A 17,295-nucleotide genomic window follows, 5' to 3' on the forward strand; every position below is an offset into this window, starting at 1 on the left:
TAACGGAAGAGAGGCTTCAGCGAACATCGGCCTGACGCCAAAGCAACATAGCTCTGGTGGCAAAGAACGTATTGGTCATATCTCGAAACGAAATGCAGATAAGCGACTCCGAAGTATCCTTTTTCAAGGAGCGCTTTCCGTTATCTCCAGCGTCATCAAACGGCCAGCAAGGACGACAAAAGAGCAATGGTTAAAAGCACTCATAGAGCGACGAGGAAAAAAGGTTGCTGCGATTGCTTTAGCCAATAAAACAGTCAGAACGGCGTATGCATTACTGAAAAGCAATTCGGAGTATCAGCCACAACTTCTGGCTTAATCACCCGCAATATTCAACAAAGAGCGATGTAAAACAGGTAAGACCAACCAACAGCAGCTCGTTAGGTCCTAAGGCATAAGATGCCGTTTCCTAGATTAAGCCTGTTGGTGCGAATACATTTTTGGGCGAGGTAGCTCCTCATTACAGCCCGTATATAAGCGCGCATCTTAATCCGTTTTACAAAAGCTTCTTGTTGAATCACCGAGGGAGTCCATATAAGTACCTAGGTCCTCTATTCCATACTAAAATACAAAAACGCCGCCCGGTATCCCGGACGGCGTTTTATTCAGTCAAAGGCGAAACGCCTTCAGCAATGGGCGATTAGTGAGAGCCGCAACCGCCGCCACAACATTCGTGATCGTCGCCTTTGTCTTCGCCACCACAGCAACCACCTTCGTGGTCGTGGTCTTGACCACAGCCACCAGCTTGGTGAATGTGACCGTGTTCGATCTCTTCTTCAGTCGCAGCACGAAGCTCAACAACTTCCACGTTGAACGTCAGTGTTTGGCCAGCCAGCATGTGGTTACCATCAACAACCACTTCGTCGCCGTCTACTTCAGTAACTTCAACTGGGATTGGACCTTGGTCAGTGTCTGCTAGGAAGCGCATACCCACAGTGATTTCGTCAACGCCTTGGAATACGTCAGCAGGAACACGCTGAACCATTGCATCCAAGTACTCGCCGTATGCGTCTTCCGGCGCTACGGTCACTTCGAATACGTCGCCAGCTTCACGGCCTTCGATCGCATTTTCTAGACCAACGATCAGGTTGTTGTGACCTTGCAGGTATTGAAGTGGAGACGCTTTGGTTGATTCATCAACCAAAATGCCGTCTTCGTTTTTTACTTGGTAAGCAATGCTTACTACCACGTCTTTAGTGACTTTCATGTTAACTCCGGAAGCAGTTATTCAAGTCCGGGTGATCATGGAAAGAGATTCCCTGATGAGCACCTGGTTAATTCGGCGCCGATAATACAGAAAACTTTCCTCCGCGACTATCACTGCGGTTTAAATATCCCGATCACTTGTGCGTCTTGCTCTTCAGGGCGATGTTCATCTTTTTCCTCCGATAACGGCGAACGGCGGTCTACATGCCCGCATTTCACGCACTCAACCACCTCGACGTGGTGTTCTTTCCACCAACGAAGCGTATCGGATTCTTTACATTCAGGGCAGGTTGCGCCTGCAATAAATCGTTTCTTACTCATGTCTTTCCTTGTACGTCTTGGTCAACACCGAGCGATGCCAGTGCTACTCTCTGTTCCAGCTTTGGTGACGTTCAGTGTCACCTTTCATCTCAAGGTCAAACAATTCCTCAAGCTCCAAACGTGCTTCTTTCACTCGCGACGCGCCCATCACGTCATCACTGTGGTGTGGCTGCATTTCATGCAATCGCATCTCATCCAGCTTTCTAAAAAAGGCTTCTGCACGTTTTGCTTTGTACGGGTGCATCCCCAATGAGATCAAGGTTTGTTTCCCCAAATCCAATGCACTTAAAAATGTTTCGCGTGAAAAGCCCGTCACGTTATGACCCAGCAGTTGATTGGCCTCAACGCGGCTTCGAGCACGAGCGAACACTTTCAGGTTCGGGAAATGGCGCTGACAAAGGTCGACGACCTCAATCACTTCTTCCGGCGAGTCTGTGCACACCACAATGGCTTCTGCCGTTGCCGCCCCTGCAGCACGAAGTAAATCAAGCTGAGTGGCATCACCGTAATACACCTTGTAACCAAAGCGTCTGAGGAAAGCGATTTGAGACGGATCTTGCTCAAGAATGGTCAGCTTAATTTTGTTAGCAAACAGCAAGCGCCCAACCATTTGACCGAAACGTCCGAACCCAACAATGATGACACGGCGGTCACCCTCATGGTCAAACTGGTCATTTTCTGGCTCGGTAACGTCGGCGTTCATCTTTCGAGCAAGCCATGCTTTTTGCAGTAACAGCATCAGCGGCGTGGTCATCATCGACAAACTCACCACCACCAATAAGAAAGCATTTAATGATGGGTCAAGCAGCCCCTCACCGCGCGCAGCAGTGAACAGAACAAATGCAAACTCTCCACCTTGGCTAAGTAAAATAGCCACTTGGCTTCGTGTTCTCGCACGGCCACCAAAGAGGCGAACAAGGCCATAAATAATGGCAGCCTTCACACCGATAAGCGCCGCTACCGCCCCTAAGATCTCTAGCGGATATTCAAACAGCAAACCCAGGTCAACCGCCATGCCGACCGCGATAAAGAACAAGCCCAGCAATAATCCTTTGAACGGTTCAATCGCCACTTCAAGTTCATGACGGTATTCACTTTCCGCAAGCAGCACGCCCGCCAAGAAAGTGCCCAACGCCATGGATAGCCCCAGCGCCTGCATGCCAAGCGCAATACCAATGACCAGCATCAGCGCTGCGATAGTAAACATCTCTTTGACGCGGCTCGTTACAACCCAGCGTAAGATTGGTCGCAACAAATAATGGCCGCCGATCAGTAAAGCCGCTATCGCGCCCAACATCATACCCACATCTAGCCAACTGCCGCTCGCCCCGCCCGTTAACGCGGGTAATACCGCCAACATAGGGATAACAGCGATATCTTGAAACAGAAGTACCGCAAAGGCCGATTGACCCGATTCACTGCGCATTAGGTGTTGTTCTTCGATAATTCGCATGGCAATTGCGGTTGAGGACAATGCCAACCCCATGCCCACCACCAGCGCATCCACGCGATTCACACCAAATGAGTACACAATCAAACCGATAACGACGCAACTGATGAAGACCTGACTTCCCCCTAACCCCAATATGGGTCGTCGCATTTGCAGCAACTTCTTCGGGTTCAGTTCAAGACCGATTAAGAACAACAGCAAGACCACGCCCAATTCGGCGAAATGCAACGTCGCTTCGACGTCGCTGATCAATCTCAAACCCCAAGGGCCAATCACGATACCCGCGATCAAATACCCCAATACCGAGCCGATCCCTGAACGCTGTGCCAATGGCACTGCCACAACCGCGGCGGCAAGAAAAATAAGGGCATCAAGCAGGTAGTTATGCTCCATCAAACCACCTCCGCCACAGGGTTACACAACCAATCAGCATACAGTTCTGCATGCGCCACTCTGTCATCATCCGTGACACGACGCGCCCAGTGCAGTACCAAAGGTTCAACCCAACGCATTTGACACAACAACGCTGTGAGTTCGAAAGGCTGGAGCAATTCCGCCATGCTGTATTTGTTGTAACCGGTTTGACTGAATGCCTCTGCCGCACCACCCGTGGTAACAACAAAACGGCAGGTTTTCCCTGCGAGGGCATTTCCCCCGCCGTGAGCAAAGCCCTTTCCAAGCACCACATCAATCCACTCTTTAAGGAGTGAGGGACAGGAATACATTTGAAGGGGATGCTGGAACACAATCACATCATGACTGAGCAACAATTCACGTTCGTAATGAACATCAATAATAAAATCGGGGTACGAGGCATAGAGATCGTGAACAGTCACGTGATTCAACTGGCGTGCGGAATCGAGCATGTTTTTGTTCGCGACAGACTCATAAGGGTCTGGGTGCGCAAACAGCACTAAAACTTTTGATCGGAAAAGTGAGGCTTTGGTGGTTTCCATCTCGCAGCAAAATCCTTTTAGCCGTATAAACGGTTCTTTTTATAGTCTTATTATAGTGACACATATACCCAAGCAACCCGAATACATTACGGACAGGTTGCGCAGATACAACACCACATCGCGCGGCGTTATCTTAACCCTTCCACCATACGGTAATTGGCGCGGGTTTTCACGGACTGATCGAGGAGCGTCACTCGGTAGGCTGGCAGCCTTAGTGCTTAACTGGTATAACTGCGCGAGAATTTTTTACCCCATTGCACGCGGCCGGAGCCGCCAAGTAGTCATGATCACACTTTCTGATATCCAGCTTCTTCGCGGCGGCAAACCGCTACTTAATCAAGCATCCGCCACGATCCATCCTGGCGACAAAGTCGGCCTTGTTGGTAAAAACGGCTGCGGTAAATCAACGCTTTTCGCGTTGCTCAAAGACGAAATGACCTTGGATGCGGGTAGCTGCAATTTTCCAAGCGGTTGGCAACTGGCGTGGGTCGCGCAAGAAACCCCAGCCCTAGAACGCCAAGCCATCGAATACGTGATTGACGGTGACCGTGAATATCGCGAATTAGAAAACATGCTTCGCCAAGCAGAAATCGACGATGACGGCCACAAGGTCGCGATGCTGCATGATCAGATTGACGCCGTTGGCGGATACACAATTCGTGCCCGCGCTGCAGAATTGCTCGATGGCCTAGGTTTTCGCCAAGATCAAATGGCGTGGAACCTTACCCAGTTCTCGGGCGGTTGGCGTATGCGCCTTAACCTTGCTCAAGCGCTACTGTGCCGTTCCGATCTCCTGCTGCTTGATGAACCGACCAACCACTTGGATTTGGATGCGGTCATGTGGCTAGAGAAATGGTTGCAGAACTACCGTGGTACCTTGGTGCTGATTTCCCATGACCGTGATTTCTTGGATCCTGTGGTTAACCGTATTGTTCACATTGAAAACCAACTGCTGAACGAATACACCGGAAACTACTCGTCGTTTGAGACCATGCGCGCCGAAAAACTGATGCTGCAACAATCCATTTATCAGAAGCAGCAAAAGCAAATGTCGCACATGCAGTCGTATATCGACCGTTTCCGCTACAAAGCCAGCAAAGCTCGCCAAGCGCAAAGTCGTATCAAAGCCCTCGAGCGCATGGAAAAAGTGCTGCCTGCGCAATTTGATAACCCGTTTAACTTTGAATTTCGCGAACCGTCGGCCCTGCCTAACCCGATCTTGATGATGGAAAAGGTCGCTGCGGGTTATGCTGACAACATGATTTTAGAGAAAGTGCACCTTAACTTAGTGCCGGGCAGCCGTATTGGTTTGCTGGGCCGTAACGGTGCAGGTAAATCAACCTTAATCAAATTGTTATCTGGCGGCCTTGCCGCGCAAGCGGGTGAACTTACCTACTCGCAAGGCGTAAAAATTGGTTATTTCGCCCAGCATCAACTTGAAACATTGCGCACAGATGAAACCCCGCTTCAACATATGAATCGCCTTGCGCCACTAGCCACAGAGCAGCAACTTCGTGACTACCTAGGCAGTTTTGGTTTTGTCGGTGAGAAAGCACTCGACATCATCGGGCCATTTTCTGGCGGCGAAAAAGCCCGCCTCGTGTTGGCATTGATCGTTTGGCAGAAACCTAACCTCTTGCTGCTCGATGAACCGACCAACCACTTGGATTTGGACATGCGTTCGGCATTGACCATGGCACTGCAATCTTTTGAAGGTGCAATGGTTATCGTCAGTCACGACCGTTACCTGCTTCGTGCAACCACAGACGACTTATACTTGGTTCATGACAAGCAAGTGGTGCCGTTTAACGGTGACTTGCATGACTACCATCAATGGCTAGCCGAGCAGCAGCGCGCAGAACGTCGCCAAGAACAGGCTGAATCCGCAAAGCCTGCGAGCGAAAACTCGCAAGTAAACCGTAAAGAACAGAAACGTCTCGAAGCTGAGTTCCGTCGTGAAACCGCGCCAATTCGTAAGAAAATTGACAAGTTAGACACAAAACTCGAGCATTTATCTGAGACAATCGCCGAGGCAGAGTCAGCGCTATCAGACGCATCAATTTATGAAGCGACGAACAAAGGAACGCTAACAGACGTTTTACGTAAGCAGGCTGAAGCGAAATCGTCGTTGGAAGAGGTCGAATTGGAATGGATGGAACTTCAGGAACAACTGGAGGAAATGGAAGCGGCGTTCCAAGCCCGCTAAAGCAAGCTGCCACGCCTGATGGGTTGTGGCAATTTTGCCTCCACCATTACAGCAAGCAAGAGGTCAAACACGCCAGCCTTAAACTGCAAGACTCGTTTAAAGGCAACGTGAACTTGGCCTTGTTGCTCGTTTGGCTCGAAGACGCAGGCTTTTCATTGTCTGCGCATTCCCTCGCCGCACTTCAACATTCTTTGACCCACTCTGAAACCTTACTCACGCGTTACCGCTTAATGCGCCGAGAGCTAAAACCTCAGCTTTCGCGTGGCGCATACCAAAAGATGCTGAACTACGAACTCACCCTCGAAAAGTTCCAACAGCAAGAACTGCTCGCCTGTATCAATCAACAACCCTGGCTAGATACAGGCCCTTCCACGGTTGAGCGCTATTGCGAGCAACTGGATAGTGCTGCCCGCTATTTATACCCAACGCTGATGAAAGGGCTCAATACGCGCTAAACGCCCTCTTAGCGGTATGCCATTCACATCCAAATGAATAACAAGCAAGATGCGGTTAATACGCCCATGATGCGATTGAACACGACCCAGCTTCTTTCGGTGGAAAGTGCTTTTCCTACCCATACCCCAAAGCCTGCCCACAGCGAAGTAAGTGGAAAACCCACCACCACAAACGCCATGACGATCACTAACGCAGACCACCAATAGTCGCCACCAGACAAAGTAAACGTACCGACAGCACTCACCGACATCGCCCACGCCTTCGGGTTCACATACTGGAACAGTGCGCCTTCCATTAATGTCATCGGGCGACGTTCGGACGGTGCAGATTCCGACGGCGCACCCGCACTTGCAATACGCCATGCGAGATAAAGTAGATAACCACTGGCAACCAACTTCATGCCCTCTTGCACCATAGGGTAGGTTTTAAATACCACGCCGAGACCTGCTGCCACCACCGCAATGAGCGAAGCAACACCTAACGTAATACCCACCAAATGCGGCACAGTGCGGCGATAACCAAAGTTAGCCCCCGATGCTGTAAGCATCATATTGTTCGGTCCCGGCGTGCCTGTCATGGTTGCAGCAAACACCGCCAAGGTTACTAAGAACGAAACTTCCATCATGAATTGTCTCCCCGCTCATATTGTATCGATACAATCCACACAAATTTGTTGAAAAAGTCACCATTATTGGTTAAAAATAACGCTAACAGGGATCGAAAATCGGATCAAAAGGTTTATTGTCACCATGACAATCATGACAATTACGTTAGAGAAGCAAGGTTTGCCGCTGTATCGACAGATTGCCGATGCAATTGCAGAGCAAGTTGCTGCCAACACGCTTCAGCCAGGCACAAAGCTTCCTACACACAGGGCGCTCGCCGATGCCTTGTCTGTGACAGTGGGTACCGTCACGCGAGCCTATGCAGAAGCAGAGCGGCGCGGCATCGTGGAAGCCAAGGTGGGAGCAGGTACATACGTTTGTCAGACCGACAAACCCCTTTGGACGTTTGCACCACCGCCAACCCCCGGCATCATGAGCTTTGGCTACAATGTGCCGCCAGCCATTAATCGTGCTGATTTAATATCAGAAGCGCTTCAACAACTCGCCGCGCACCCGAATGAGCTCAATAATTTGATGCTCTATCAATCGCCCATGGGTATCGCGCACCATCGTGAGATCTTATCCAAGTGGCTCGCACAACATAACGTGAAGACCGATCCTAACCGCCTGCTCTTTTGCTCAGGTGCGCAAAATGCCATGCAGCTTTGCTTGGTCACCCTGTGCCGCGCAGGCGATACCATTTTGACCGATAAGCTCACCTACCCCGGTTTACTGAGCCTTGCTAAACAGCTTCGATTAACGGTTAAACCCGTCGAGATGGATGACGAAGGCATGCTGCCTGAATCCCTCAAGGCGGCTTACCATCAATATCAACCTCGCTTGGTGTACATGACGCCAACCCTGCAAAACCCCACCACCGCGACCATGAGTGAAGAAAGGCGTCATGATGTGATCCGTGTGTGCCGTGAATTGCAGTTGGTGATATTGGAAGATGACATTAACGGCATCTTGCCCAAAGAAAGGCCGAACCCGATTGTTAACCTCGCCCCGGATGATGTTATTTACGCCGGAGGGTTGGCGAAAACCTTAGCGCCAGGCTTAAGGCTGGGGTTCTTACAACTTCCGGAGCGTTACTACCCACACTTCGTGAACGCGCTTCAAAATCACAGCTGGATGATCAGCCCTTTGCTTACCGCAATGGCATCGATTCTGTTAGAAAATGGGGCAGCGAATCAGATACTCGAGACGATCCGCGATCAAATGGAAGCACGTTGGCGCATCGCGCAAGCGTATTTAAAAGACGTAGATTTTCGCTATCACCCCAACAGTTTTCATGGCTGGCTTCGACTGCCCGATGAGTGGTCATTGAGCGAGTTCCTCGCGGAAAGCAAAGCCCGGGGTGTCGAAGTGAAATCGTCAGAATTGTTTGTGCCAGCAGGCTATTCAGCGCCGCCTTACGTACGTATTGCATTGAGTGCGCCACCAGACAGAGAAACGCTGGAAAAAGGCCTTCATGAACTGGCAGACTTATTGGCCAATCCTCCCTTGTCCGATTTTGCGTTGTGAGAACCCGAGAATGACAACAGATATAGCGACGGTTTCTGTCGCACAAGACCACACAACAGATCACGACTTCGTGCCCATGAAGTGGGGAAGTAACCCACACGTTCAAACCCTTCTGCCTCGCTTTGTTAGGCGCAAGGCGCTATTTGAACCTGTGTGGCAACGCATTAATACGCCAGACGGGGATTTTCTCGATCTCGCATGGACAGAAGCCCCAGAGCACGCGCAAGGTAAACCGCTCGTGGTGCTATTTCACGGATTGGCAGGGTGTTTCTACAGCCCCTATGCCAATGGATTGATGAAGGCATTCAAAGACAAAGGGTGGCTGTGCGTGCTCATGCATTTTCGTGGGTGCAGCGGCCTTATCAACAAACAGCCAAGAAGTTACCATTCCGGTGAAACCAGCGACGCCCGGTTTTTCTTGGAGCACATCAACCAACACTTCCAAGATGTACCCCGCGTGGCAGTAGGGGTCTCTCTGGGCGGCAATATGCTGGTGCGTTATTTGGCGGAGTTTAAACACGATCCACTCATCAAAGCGGGTTGCGTTATCAGCGCGCCGCTCGATTTGCTGTCATGTTCAAGCCGCATTCAACAGGGATTTTCGAAGGTTTACCAAGCGTATTTATTGCGCTCAATGAACCGTGCACTGGTCAATAAACTGCAACGCCACCCAGAAATTGGCCATTGGAAAAGCGGCGAGAAAGTCCAGATATCGAGCGTGTACGAGTTTGATCAAACCGTCACCGCCCCACTTCATCAGTTCCAAAGTGCCGAAGATTATTATCAGCAATGCAGTGGCTTAGGTGTACTGCACGACATTGCGACACCACTAAAAGTGATCCATGCTAAAGATGATCCTTTTATGACTGATGCGGTGATCCCAACAACACCTTTACCTAACAATATTGAGTATCACCTCACTGAGAACGGCGGTCATGTTGGATTTGTGTCCGGCACACCTCAAGCTCCTGAGTTTTGGCTTGAGAAAGAAGTGCCCCGCTGGCTAGCCCTGCACCTAACATAAAACCATCATAAGCAGGGCGAGAGAGGTGAAGTATGACGTTTTCTCGCACCCTAATTTTCGCCATGGTTGGCGGTATGGCTGCAACACCTGCATACGCAAAAATAGAACACACAGAGACCGAAGCTCCCCGCTTCGGTCCACTCATTATGCAAACGCAAGCCCCGCTCCAGATCACAGGACTCACCCCACTCATACTCGACCCTTTCGCACTCACAACGAATGAAACCGACGTTTTCGCGACCGGCACTATGGCAAGTATTTGGGCCAATACGCCCGAATACCAATTCGACTACTACCACAACCAATTCATGCTAGGGATGCTTCATGCGCTTTCCGACGACATCAACGTCGGGCTTTGGTATCAATATCGCTATACCGCAAACAATCGATTAGACGGGCTCACTGAAAAATTCCACAGTGTCTTTGGCATCGACCAAAATGGTCGTACAAACGTGGATGAAGACAGGTTCTATATTTACGTCCCTGAGTACCAACCAACGCCAAGTGAGGACTTTATTGGGGATGCCGTGGTCAACGCGGTGAACCTGTATGCTGAACACAATGTGTATCGTACCGACCACCATGCTTTCAGTGTTGGCACGACGCTGTTTTTCAACCAAGTGGGATCCGGCGAATTTGAGAACACAGCGTTTGAACAATCACTGCAACTTAACTACGGCTTTAAGCAGCAAAAACATAAAGTTGCCGCCATGCTTTCCCTTGTGCATCGACCAGACAATCAGCAGCACGGCATCGATCTTCGAAATTGGGGCGTTAACGGCGGCATCAGTTACCAGTACCAATGGTTAAAGCACCATGAGCTCATCGCGGAATATCTTGTGTCAACGGGCAAGGCACACGACAACCACCTTACTGAGTTAACTGACATCGTCCATGAATTCGCGCTCGGCTATCGCTACCTTTTTGGCAACAGTGCGATAGAATTAGGGGCACTCGAAAACATGTTTAACCACGATAACAGTTCCGATATCGTGTTTTCAGCCTCCTTTCGGCACCGCTTAACCTTGTAGGTATCAGTACATGATTGTTCCTTGGCAAGAAATCCCCGAAGAATCCTTGAGAGGGTTAGTCGAGCATTTTGTATTACGTGAAGGCACGGACTACGGCGAGCAAGAAGCCAGCTTCGAAGAGAAAGTCGAGCAGGTCTATAACTTGCTCAAACGCAAAGAAGCCGTAGTCGTTTATTCTGAATTACACGAAACGGTCGATATCAAACCGACCCGATCACTGAGCGCATAACACGCGCTTGACCTCTCCTCTACACCCTGTTAATTGTTGGCTATCTATTAAAATTGACAGGGTTTGTCATGTCTGCAAAACACCCCATCATTGCAGTCACCGGTTCGTCCGGCGCAGGAACAACCACAACGTCCGACGCATTCCGTAAAATTTTCAACATGATGGACATTAAAGCAGCGTGGGTAGAAGGCGACAGCTTTCACCGCTTTACACGCCCGGAGATGGACGTTGAAATTAGGAAAGCACGAGAACAAGGACGACACATCAGCTACTTTGGCCCACAAGCCAACGATTTCCCGACGCTTGAAGCATTCTTTCGTGAATACGGCGAGCACGGCACAGGAAAATTCCGACGCTACCTTCATACCTTTGATGAAGCTGTGCCTTACAACCAAATGCCCGGAACCTTTACCGCGTGGCAAGATCTACCTGATGGCACCAACACCATGTTCTATGAAGGGCTTCATGGCGGTATCGTCGATGGAGACATCAACGTTGCGCAGCATGTGGATTTATTGATTGGCATGGTGCCCATCGTGAACTTAGAGTGGATTCAAAAGTTCGTGCGCGATACCCGTGACCGTGGCCATTCACGTGAAGCCGTGATGGACTCCATTGTACGTTCGATGGATGACTACCTGAATTACATTACGCCGCAGTTCAGCCGCACACACATTAACTTCCAGCGCGTACCCACGGTGGATACGTCAAACCCACTCAATGCGAAAGCCATTCCAAGCTTGGATGAAAGCTTTGTGGTTATCCGTTTTCGTGGCATCAAGAAGGTCGACTTCCCGTATTTGCTTTCAATGATCCAAGGATCGTTCATGTCTCGCCACAACACCTTGGTCGTGCCAGGGGGGAAAATGAGCTTTGCGATGGAATTGATCATCAGGCCGCTTATTCAGCAATTGATCGAAACTGGAAAAATCAGCTAGTCGAAGGGTTCGACGTATTAATTGTGCGACAAAAAGAGAGATACGTTCTGACATAACGCAGAATATTGCACAATTATCCAGACATATAATTGATAAGTAAAAGGAGGGAATTCCCTCCTTTTTCATTATTTAGCGATGATTTCGTAAGAATGTGTCATTTCGACACCTTTGCCTAGCATTAAACACACTGAGCAATACTTCTCCAAACTGTCTTTCACAGCACTCGCCACTTGCGCCTCATCCAACGCCGTGCCTGTCACAACAAAATGAATGTTGATCTTGGTAAACAAGCGTGGAGACTGCTCGCGGCGTTCCGCAGAAAGCACGGCTTCACAACCTGCAATTGCCTGATTTGCTTCTTCAAGTGCAGAAACCACATCCACAGAGCTGCAACCACCCGCACCTAACAACACCATTTCCATTGGGCTAGGCGCATTTTCGCCACCATTGCCATCCATGACCACGCTGTGGCCCGAATTCGACAAACCTAAAAAGGTCTTATTTCCGCTCCATTTGACGCTTGAGTGCATATCATTCCTCTACTTACTTTCAGGGTCGTGATCTTGTCCACGTTTTTAGCCTTTAATTGAAGGGGAAGTCCATATCAAAATCAAGAAATCGTGCAGGAAAAAGGATAAACTCAATGACTCAAACAGAGAGCTTGTAGCCTGACTGCTGAAACTTTATGCTATCCCACGGACTTGTGCCGCAGGACGGTGGGCTAAGGAAGACTCATCAGGCAACAACTGCAGAGGAAATGAGATATATGGTTCCAGGAAAACCTCAAACAGACCCAACATTAGAGTGGTTCCTTTCACACTGCCACATTCATAAGTATCCGTCGAAGAGCACGCTTATTCATGCGGGCGAGAAGGCTGAGACACTTTACTATATTGTTAAAGGCTCTGTGGCTGTACTAATCAAGGATGAAGAAGGTAAAGAGATGATCCTCTCTTACCTAAACCAGGGCGACTTCATTGGCGAACTGGGCCTCTTCGAGGAAGATCAGGAGCGTACTGCTTGGGTTCGCGCTAAATCACCGTGCGAAGTCGCTGAAATCTCATTCAAGAAATTCCGCCAGCTGATCCAAGTTAACCCTGATATTCTGATGCGCCTATCTTCACAGATGGCTCGTCGTCTTCAGGTCACTAGCCAAAAAGTCGGTGACTTAGCATTCTTGGACGTAACAGGCCGCATTGCTCAGACTCTGTTGAATCTGGCAAAACAACCAGATGCGATGACTCACCCAGACGGTATGCAAATCAAGATTACTCGTCAGGAAATCGGTCAAATCGTAGGTTGTTCACGCGAAACCGTTGGCCGCATCTTGAAGATGTTGGAAGAGCAGAACCTAATTTCTGCACACGGTAAAACCATCGTGGTATACGGCACTCGCTAATCCACGTTCGGTAATGAAAAAAAGCCACGTTAACGTGGCTTTTTTTATGCCCAAATTTCGGCGCAATTAACATTTAATTGTTGATCATGTGATCTGTGTAACGTTCATTTTTTCATCAGCAAGGCTTTTCGATGCTACCTTTCAGTGCAGGATATGTACGCACTTTTATGCATAACACGCATGACAAAGGAAAACAGAAATGGACATCGAAAACTTGGCGTCTGGGTCAGCGGCTTCTACCCTAGGTTGGGTGCAAGCAAGCACGACGGAACTGACAGGATTTTGTGGCCCCACCCATTATCATATGCAACGTTTACTGGGTGAAGATAGCAACAAACAAAGCGTTACCAATAATGAAGAATGGCCGACACATCTGCCGACCTCTCTTTGTTGAACCGCTAAGTCACCCACTTTTCATGCAGACTAAACAGCCTGCATAGGCGGGGCTTTACCTCTCAAACACACTCGTCATCTCACTGACAACGAGTGGGCTTGTTATTTGTCTGTGCTTTCAAAAATCTTGTCGGCAGATGCTTCGACAAATCCTTGATACAAGTTTCCATCCGCCAACGGGTAGCGCTTCGCAAACTCGTAAAATCCCCCCGGGATATCTCGCTCCCCATCGCTGAAATTCACAGACACTTTGTCAGCCATTGTTGAAGATTGCTCAAGGCACACTTGTGGGTCACCTTTCACTTCGCCACCTGATTCATTGATAGCAAACCCCGACTGACGCAGTAAATCATTCACTGCTTTCACTTCATCAAGCGTACTCAATTGGTTCACGCTAACGGTGAAATGATTGGCTCCAAAACCATGCGCCGCTAACCATCCGGCGTACTCGCTTTCCGCAGCCAGCATCTCATAGGTTTTACTGTCCAATGACCAAGGACGGCCACTGTACAAAAACGATGGATCTTTCATCGCATCATCATCCACCTGATCGACCAAGCCTCTCACCGCAGTTTGCAATTCTGTGGAGCATTGACCAACAAGGAGTTCGCTGATAAACACTTTCGGCGCTTCTGGATTTGGATGCTCGTAGTGATGCGCGTACAGCTTTTTACTCTCAAAGTGGTACTCACCTTTTGGTTCATAGCCCATCGCAATGAACGGCGCGGCTAATCTGTCTAACCCCACCTTGGGCAGCGCAAACGTGCGAAGCGCAATATGATCATTGAGCAGCGGTGTGCCCTCTTCCAGCAAGGTGTGTACTTTTGCCGCCGAAGGGCAAAGCCTCGTGGTGTAATCCTGCCAAAGCGCATCAAATAAAGCGTGAACGCGTTCCATCACATCCTCCTAGAGAGCGATATTCATCGATAATGTCGTACGGATTTACGATCAGCCTGCAAAGCAAGACGCTTCACAGGCGATAAGATGTCAAAAGTTACAACGATAGCCCCGGGCTGAGTTGACCCGGTAAGGACACATCGTCGCCTTCCATAGACGCCATTGGGTAAGCACAGTAATCCGCAGCATAGTAAGCGCTCGGGCGTAAGTTGCCTGACGCTCCCGGCCCACCAAACGGTGCATCACCGCTGGCTCCCGTCAATTGGCGGTTGCGGTTAACAATGCCCGCGCGAATGTTGTCGAGGAAGTATTGCCACTCCGCATCATTGGTGGAAATAAGGCCAGCAGACAAGCCGTAACGGGTGTCGTTGGCAAGCTCTACCGCTTGTTCAAGCGAGCTGTAGCGAACAACCTGCAATAAAGGACCGAAGTACTCTTCGTCTGGCAGCGCTTCTACCTTACTCACCTCAATGATGCCCGGCGATACGACTGCATCATGAAGCAGTGTTGCCTTCAGCAATGGCTCACCGCCTAAAGACTCTAGATTTTCCTGCGCAGCAAGAATCCCGTTCGCCGCAGCCAAAGAGATTTGCGCACCCATAAATGGCGCAGGCTCTTCAAATTGACCGCCCACTTTGATTTGCTTGGTCATCTCAATTAAACGCGAGAGAAGCGCATCACCGCGCTCTCCGTGCGGGATATAAAGGCGTCGTGCACACGTACAACGTTGACCAGCACTGATAAAGGAGGACTGGATAATGGTGTAAGCCGTGGCATCCAACTCGCCAAATTGCTCAGAGATCACCATGGGGTTATTGCCACCCATTTCGAGCGCCAACATTTTGCCCGGCTCACCCGCAAACTGACGATGCAAGATATGCCCAGTATTGGCGCTGCCCGTAAAGAGCAAACCATCAATGCCTTTTGATTGCGCCAGTGCTTCACCCGTTTCACGCGCCCCTTGAACAAGGTTAATCACGCCTTCAGGCAGCCCTGCTTCAATCCAAAGCTTCATGGTGACTTCTGCAGTTTTCGGGGTTTGGTCTGAAGGCTTAAAGACCACCGTATTGCCTGCCAAGAGCGCAGGGACAATATGACCATTCGGCAGATGCCCTGGGAAGTTATAGGGGCCGAAGACTGCCATTACGCCTAAAGGACGATGACGCAGCACTGCTTGTGTGCCTGCAACGTCTTTGCTTCGTTCACCCGTACGCTCTTGATGCGCGCGCAATGAAAGAGCGATTTTCCCCACCATGGCCGCCGCTTCAGTGCGCGTTTCCCAAAGTGGTTTTCCTGTTTCTTCAGCGATAACCTTCGCGATGTGTTCACTGTTTTCTTTTACTTTTTCTGCGAAGTTTTCCACCAGCGCTTGGCGCTCTGAAAACGGGGTATTCTTCCAACTTAGAAACGCTGTGCGAGCGGCGCGTACCGCCGACTCTACCTGCTCTGGGGTTGCAGTGTTTCCTTCCCACACAGACTCGCTGTTGAAAGGATTCAGTGATTGAAAGGCATCGCCATTCCCGGCAACCGCTTGGTTATCAATCCATTGTGTCATGAGTGTCTCCTGTCACCATCACGAACGAGGCGTTCAATAAAGCCGTGCAAACAAAAGGGCGCCTTACAGCGCAACCACTCGCACCGTATCGCCTTCACTGACCAGCAGCGCGTCAGCCACTTCTTGGCTGATCAGGGCTTCATTACGCTCTACATCTACGCCAATTTTGGTCGCTGTCGCTCGGAATGATTGAAAATCGTTATTACAGATAAGGTAATCTTGCGCGCTACCATGCTCGGCAATTTTCACTCTCGCGGTGAAAGAGCGGCGAATAGAATCAATGTTCTGGCGCATACATTCGACCGTCGGGCCAGCATCGAAAATGTCGACATACCCTCGGCGACTAAAACCTTCTTTTTCAAGCAAACGCAGCGCTGGGCGTGTTTTCTCATGCACTTGCCCTATCACTTCACGCGCTTCCTCGCTTAGCAGGTTCACGTAAATGGGCAGCTTCGGCATCAAGTCTGCGATGAAACCTTTCTGGCCAATCCCCGTGAGGTAATCCGCCAAGGTAAACTCGATAGAAAAGAAGTGCTCTTTCAGCCACGCCCAAAACGGAGAGTTTCCGTCCTCGTCGGACACGCCACGCATCTCTGCAAAGATAATGTCGGAGAACTTGTCAGGAAATTGTGCCAGCATCAAAAAACGACATTTTGACAACAAACGTCCATTCAAGCCGCCGCGGAATTCGGGACGTAAAAACAAGGTGCAGATTTCTGTCGCACCTGTGTAGTTGTTGCCAAACGTCAGCACCTCTACCACGTTGTGCACGTTCAAGCGACGCGAGTGATGCACCACTTTACTGATGTGATAGCTATAGAAAGGGTTCTCTAACCCAATAGCCGCTTCGATCCCTGTCGTACCTGCAATTTCTCCCGTTTCCGTGTCTTCAGCCACCATCAAGTAGCCTTCAGTTCCTGGGGACGTTGCGTTACGCGCGAAGCTTTCAACAGAGTGATCAATGCGACCACGAATTAATTCTTCGTTAACGGGTAACGAGGTAAAACCAATTCCAGACTCTTCCGCGCACAGCATGAGCGCGTCAAAATCAGATTCTCTGATTGGGCGAATTACCAGCATCCTACTTCCTCCTGATGCAGCAAAC

The 17,295-nt window shown here is 49.9% G+C and carries 19 protein-coding genes; 10 read left to right on the forward strand and 9 right to left on the reverse strand.

All coding sequences use genetic code 11. The features are described from left to right. The coding region (locus BM082_RS09145) for a transposase (protein ID WP_139218780.1) at positions 1-316 on the forward strand (316 nt) is incomplete at its 5' end. Positions 317-637: 321 nt separating this feature from the next. On the opposite strand, the gene slyD is transcribed toward BM082_RS09145, so the two are convergent. The 4 genes from slyD to kefG all read right to left on the reverse strand — a co-directional run bounded on the left by slyD (position 638) and on the right by kefG (position 3,930). Then, a complete protein-coding gene (slyD, locus tag BM082_RS09150; protein WP_074926676.1) occupies positions 638-1,204 on the reverse strand; it encodes a peptidylprolyl isomerase in 567 nt (188 codons plus the stop codon). Between the two features lie 110 nt (positions 1,205-1,314). Further along, positions 1,315-1,524, reverse strand: coding sequence for a YheV family putative zinc ribbon protein (locus tag BM082_RS09155; RefSeq protein ID WP_074926679.1), 210 nt, complete (start codon positions 1,522-1,524; stop codon positions 1,315-1,317). A 43-nt stretch (positions 1,525-1,567) separates the two neighbouring features. Continuing rightward, the gene (gene kefB / locus BM082_RS09160; RefSeq protein WP_074926681.1) at positions 1,568-3,367 is read right to left on the reverse strand and encodes a glutathione-regulated potassium-efflux system protein KefB; all 1,800 of its coding nucleotides are present in this window, start codon (positions 3,365-3,367) and stop codon (positions 1,568-1,570) included. Further along, positions 3,367-3,930 carry a glutathione-regulated potassium-efflux system ancillary protein KefG gene (kefG, locus tag BM082_RS09165; RefSeq protein ID WP_017009624.1) on the reverse strand — a complete coding sequence of 188 codons (564 nt, stop codon included), beginning with the start codon at positions 3,928-3,930 and terminating at the stop codon, positions 3,367-3,369. Before kefG ends, kefB begins: the two co-directional genes overlap by 1 nt. 283 nt (positions 3,931-4,213) lie before the next feature. Between kefG and BM082_RS09170 the strand changes: the two genes are divergently transcribed. Beyond that, on the forward strand, positions 4,214-6,136 hold the full coding sequence (locus BM082_RS09170) for an ABC transporter ATP-binding protein (RefSeq protein WP_074926683.1): 1,923 nt from the start codon (positions 4,214-4,216) through the stop codon (positions 6,134-6,136). Continuing rightward, positions 6,079-6,591, forward strand: coding sequence for a TIGR02444 family protein (locus tag BM082_RS09175; protein WP_017009622.1), 513 nt, complete (start codon positions 6,079-6,081; stop codon positions 6,589-6,591). Before BM082_RS09170 ends, BM082_RS09175 begins: the two co-directional genes overlap by 58 nt. A 23-nt stretch (positions 6,592-6,614) precedes the next feature. Here the strand turns inward: BM082_RS09175 and BM082_RS09180 are convergent, their stop codons facing one another. Beyond that, positions 6,615-7,217, reverse strand: a complete 603-nt coding sequence (locus BM082_RS09180; RefSeq protein ID WP_074926685.1) for a LysE family translocator — start codon at positions 7,215-7,217, stop codon at positions 6,615-6,617. Positions 7,218-7,341: 124 nt separating this feature from the next. Between BM082_RS09180 and BM082_RS09185 the strand changes: the two genes are divergently transcribed. From BM082_RS09185 to BM082_RS09205, 5 genes are all read left to right on the forward strand, one after another. Beyond that, the gene (locus BM082_RS09185; RefSeq protein WP_074926687.1) at positions 7,342-8,724 is read left to right on the forward strand and encodes an aminotransferase-like domain-containing protein; all 1,383 of its coding nucleotides are present in this window, start codon (positions 7,342-7,344) and stop codon (positions 8,722-8,724) included. A gap of 10 nt (positions 8,725-8,734) precedes the next feature. Further along, entirely contained in the window at positions 8,735-9,748 is a 1,014-nt protein-coding gene (locus tag BM082_RS09190) for a hydrolase (protein WP_074926689.1), read from the forward strand. A 32-nt stretch (positions 9,749-9,780) separates the two neighbouring features. After that, positions 9,781-10,779 (forward strand): DUF3187 family protein, encoded by a 999-nt coding sequence (locus BM082_RS09195; protein ID WP_074926691.1) that lies wholly within the window; start codon positions 9,781-9,783, stop codon positions 10,777-10,779. A 10-nt stretch (positions 10,780-10,789) separates the two neighbouring features. After that, on the forward strand, positions 10,790-11,008 hold the full coding sequence (locus BM082_RS09200) for a YheU family protein (RefSeq protein ID WP_017009617.1): 219 nt from the start codon (positions 10,790-10,792) through the stop codon (positions 11,006-11,008). Between the two features lie 68 nt (positions 11,009-11,076). Beyond that, the gene (locus BM082_RS09205; RefSeq protein ID WP_017009616.1) at positions 11,077-11,946 is read left to right on the forward strand and encodes a phosphoribulokinase; all 870 of its coding nucleotides are present in this window, start codon (positions 11,077-11,079) and stop codon (positions 11,944-11,946) included. 125 nt (positions 11,947-12,071) lie between these two features. On the opposite strand, the gene BM082_RS09210 is transcribed toward BM082_RS09205, so the two are convergent. Further along, positions 12,072-12,476, reverse strand: coding sequence for an OsmC family protein (locus BM082_RS09210; protein ID WP_017017646.1), 405 nt, complete (start codon positions 12,474-12,476; stop codon positions 12,072-12,074). A gap of 236 nt (positions 12,477-12,712) precedes the next feature. Here BM082_RS09210 and crp point away from each other — a divergent pair, with 236 nt between their 5' ends. Then, positions 12,713-13,345 carry a cAMP-activated global transcriptional regulator CRP gene (gene crp, locus BM082_RS09215; RefSeq protein WP_002535199.1) on the forward strand — a complete coding sequence of 211 codons (633 nt, stop codon included), beginning with the start codon at positions 12,713-12,715 and terminating at the stop codon, positions 13,343-13,345. Positions 13,346-13,544: 199 nt separating this feature from the next. After that, positions 13,545-13,739, forward strand: coding sequence for a hypothetical protein (locus BM082_RS09220; protein ID WP_074926693.1), 195 nt, complete (start codon positions 13,545-13,547; stop codon positions 13,737-13,739). Between the two features lie 101 nt (positions 13,740-13,840). Here BM082_RS09220 and BM082_RS09225 read toward each other — a convergent pair whose 3' ends face one another. The 3 genes from BM082_RS09225 to astA form a co-directional block, all read right to left on the reverse strand. After that, positions 13,841-14,635 carry a DUF1338 domain-containing protein gene (locus BM082_RS09225; RefSeq protein WP_017017648.1) on the reverse strand — a complete coding sequence of 265 codons (795 nt, stop codon included), beginning with the start codon at positions 14,633-14,635 and terminating at the stop codon, positions 13,841-13,843. A gap of 97 nt (positions 14,636-14,732) precedes the next feature. Continuing rightward, positions 14,733-16,190 (reverse strand): succinylglutamate-semialdehyde dehydrogenase, encoded by a 1,458-nt coding sequence (gene astD, locus BM082_RS09230; RefSeq protein WP_017009612.1) that lies wholly within the window; start codon positions 16,188-16,190, stop codon positions 14,733-14,735. Between the two features lie 63 nt (positions 16,191-16,253). After that, positions 16,254-17,270, reverse strand: coding sequence for an arginine N-succinyltransferase (gene astA, locus BM082_RS09235; RefSeq protein ID WP_017009611.1), 1,017 nt, complete (start codon positions 17,268-17,270; stop codon positions 16,254-16,256). Positions 17,271-17,295: the final 25 nt, after the last annotated feature.

This window comes from Enterovibrio norvegicus DSM 15893 (assembly GCF_900115495.1).
Lineage (GTDB): Bacteria > Pseudomonadota > Gammaproteobacteria > Enterobacterales > Vibrionaceae > Enterovibrio > Enterovibrio norvegicus.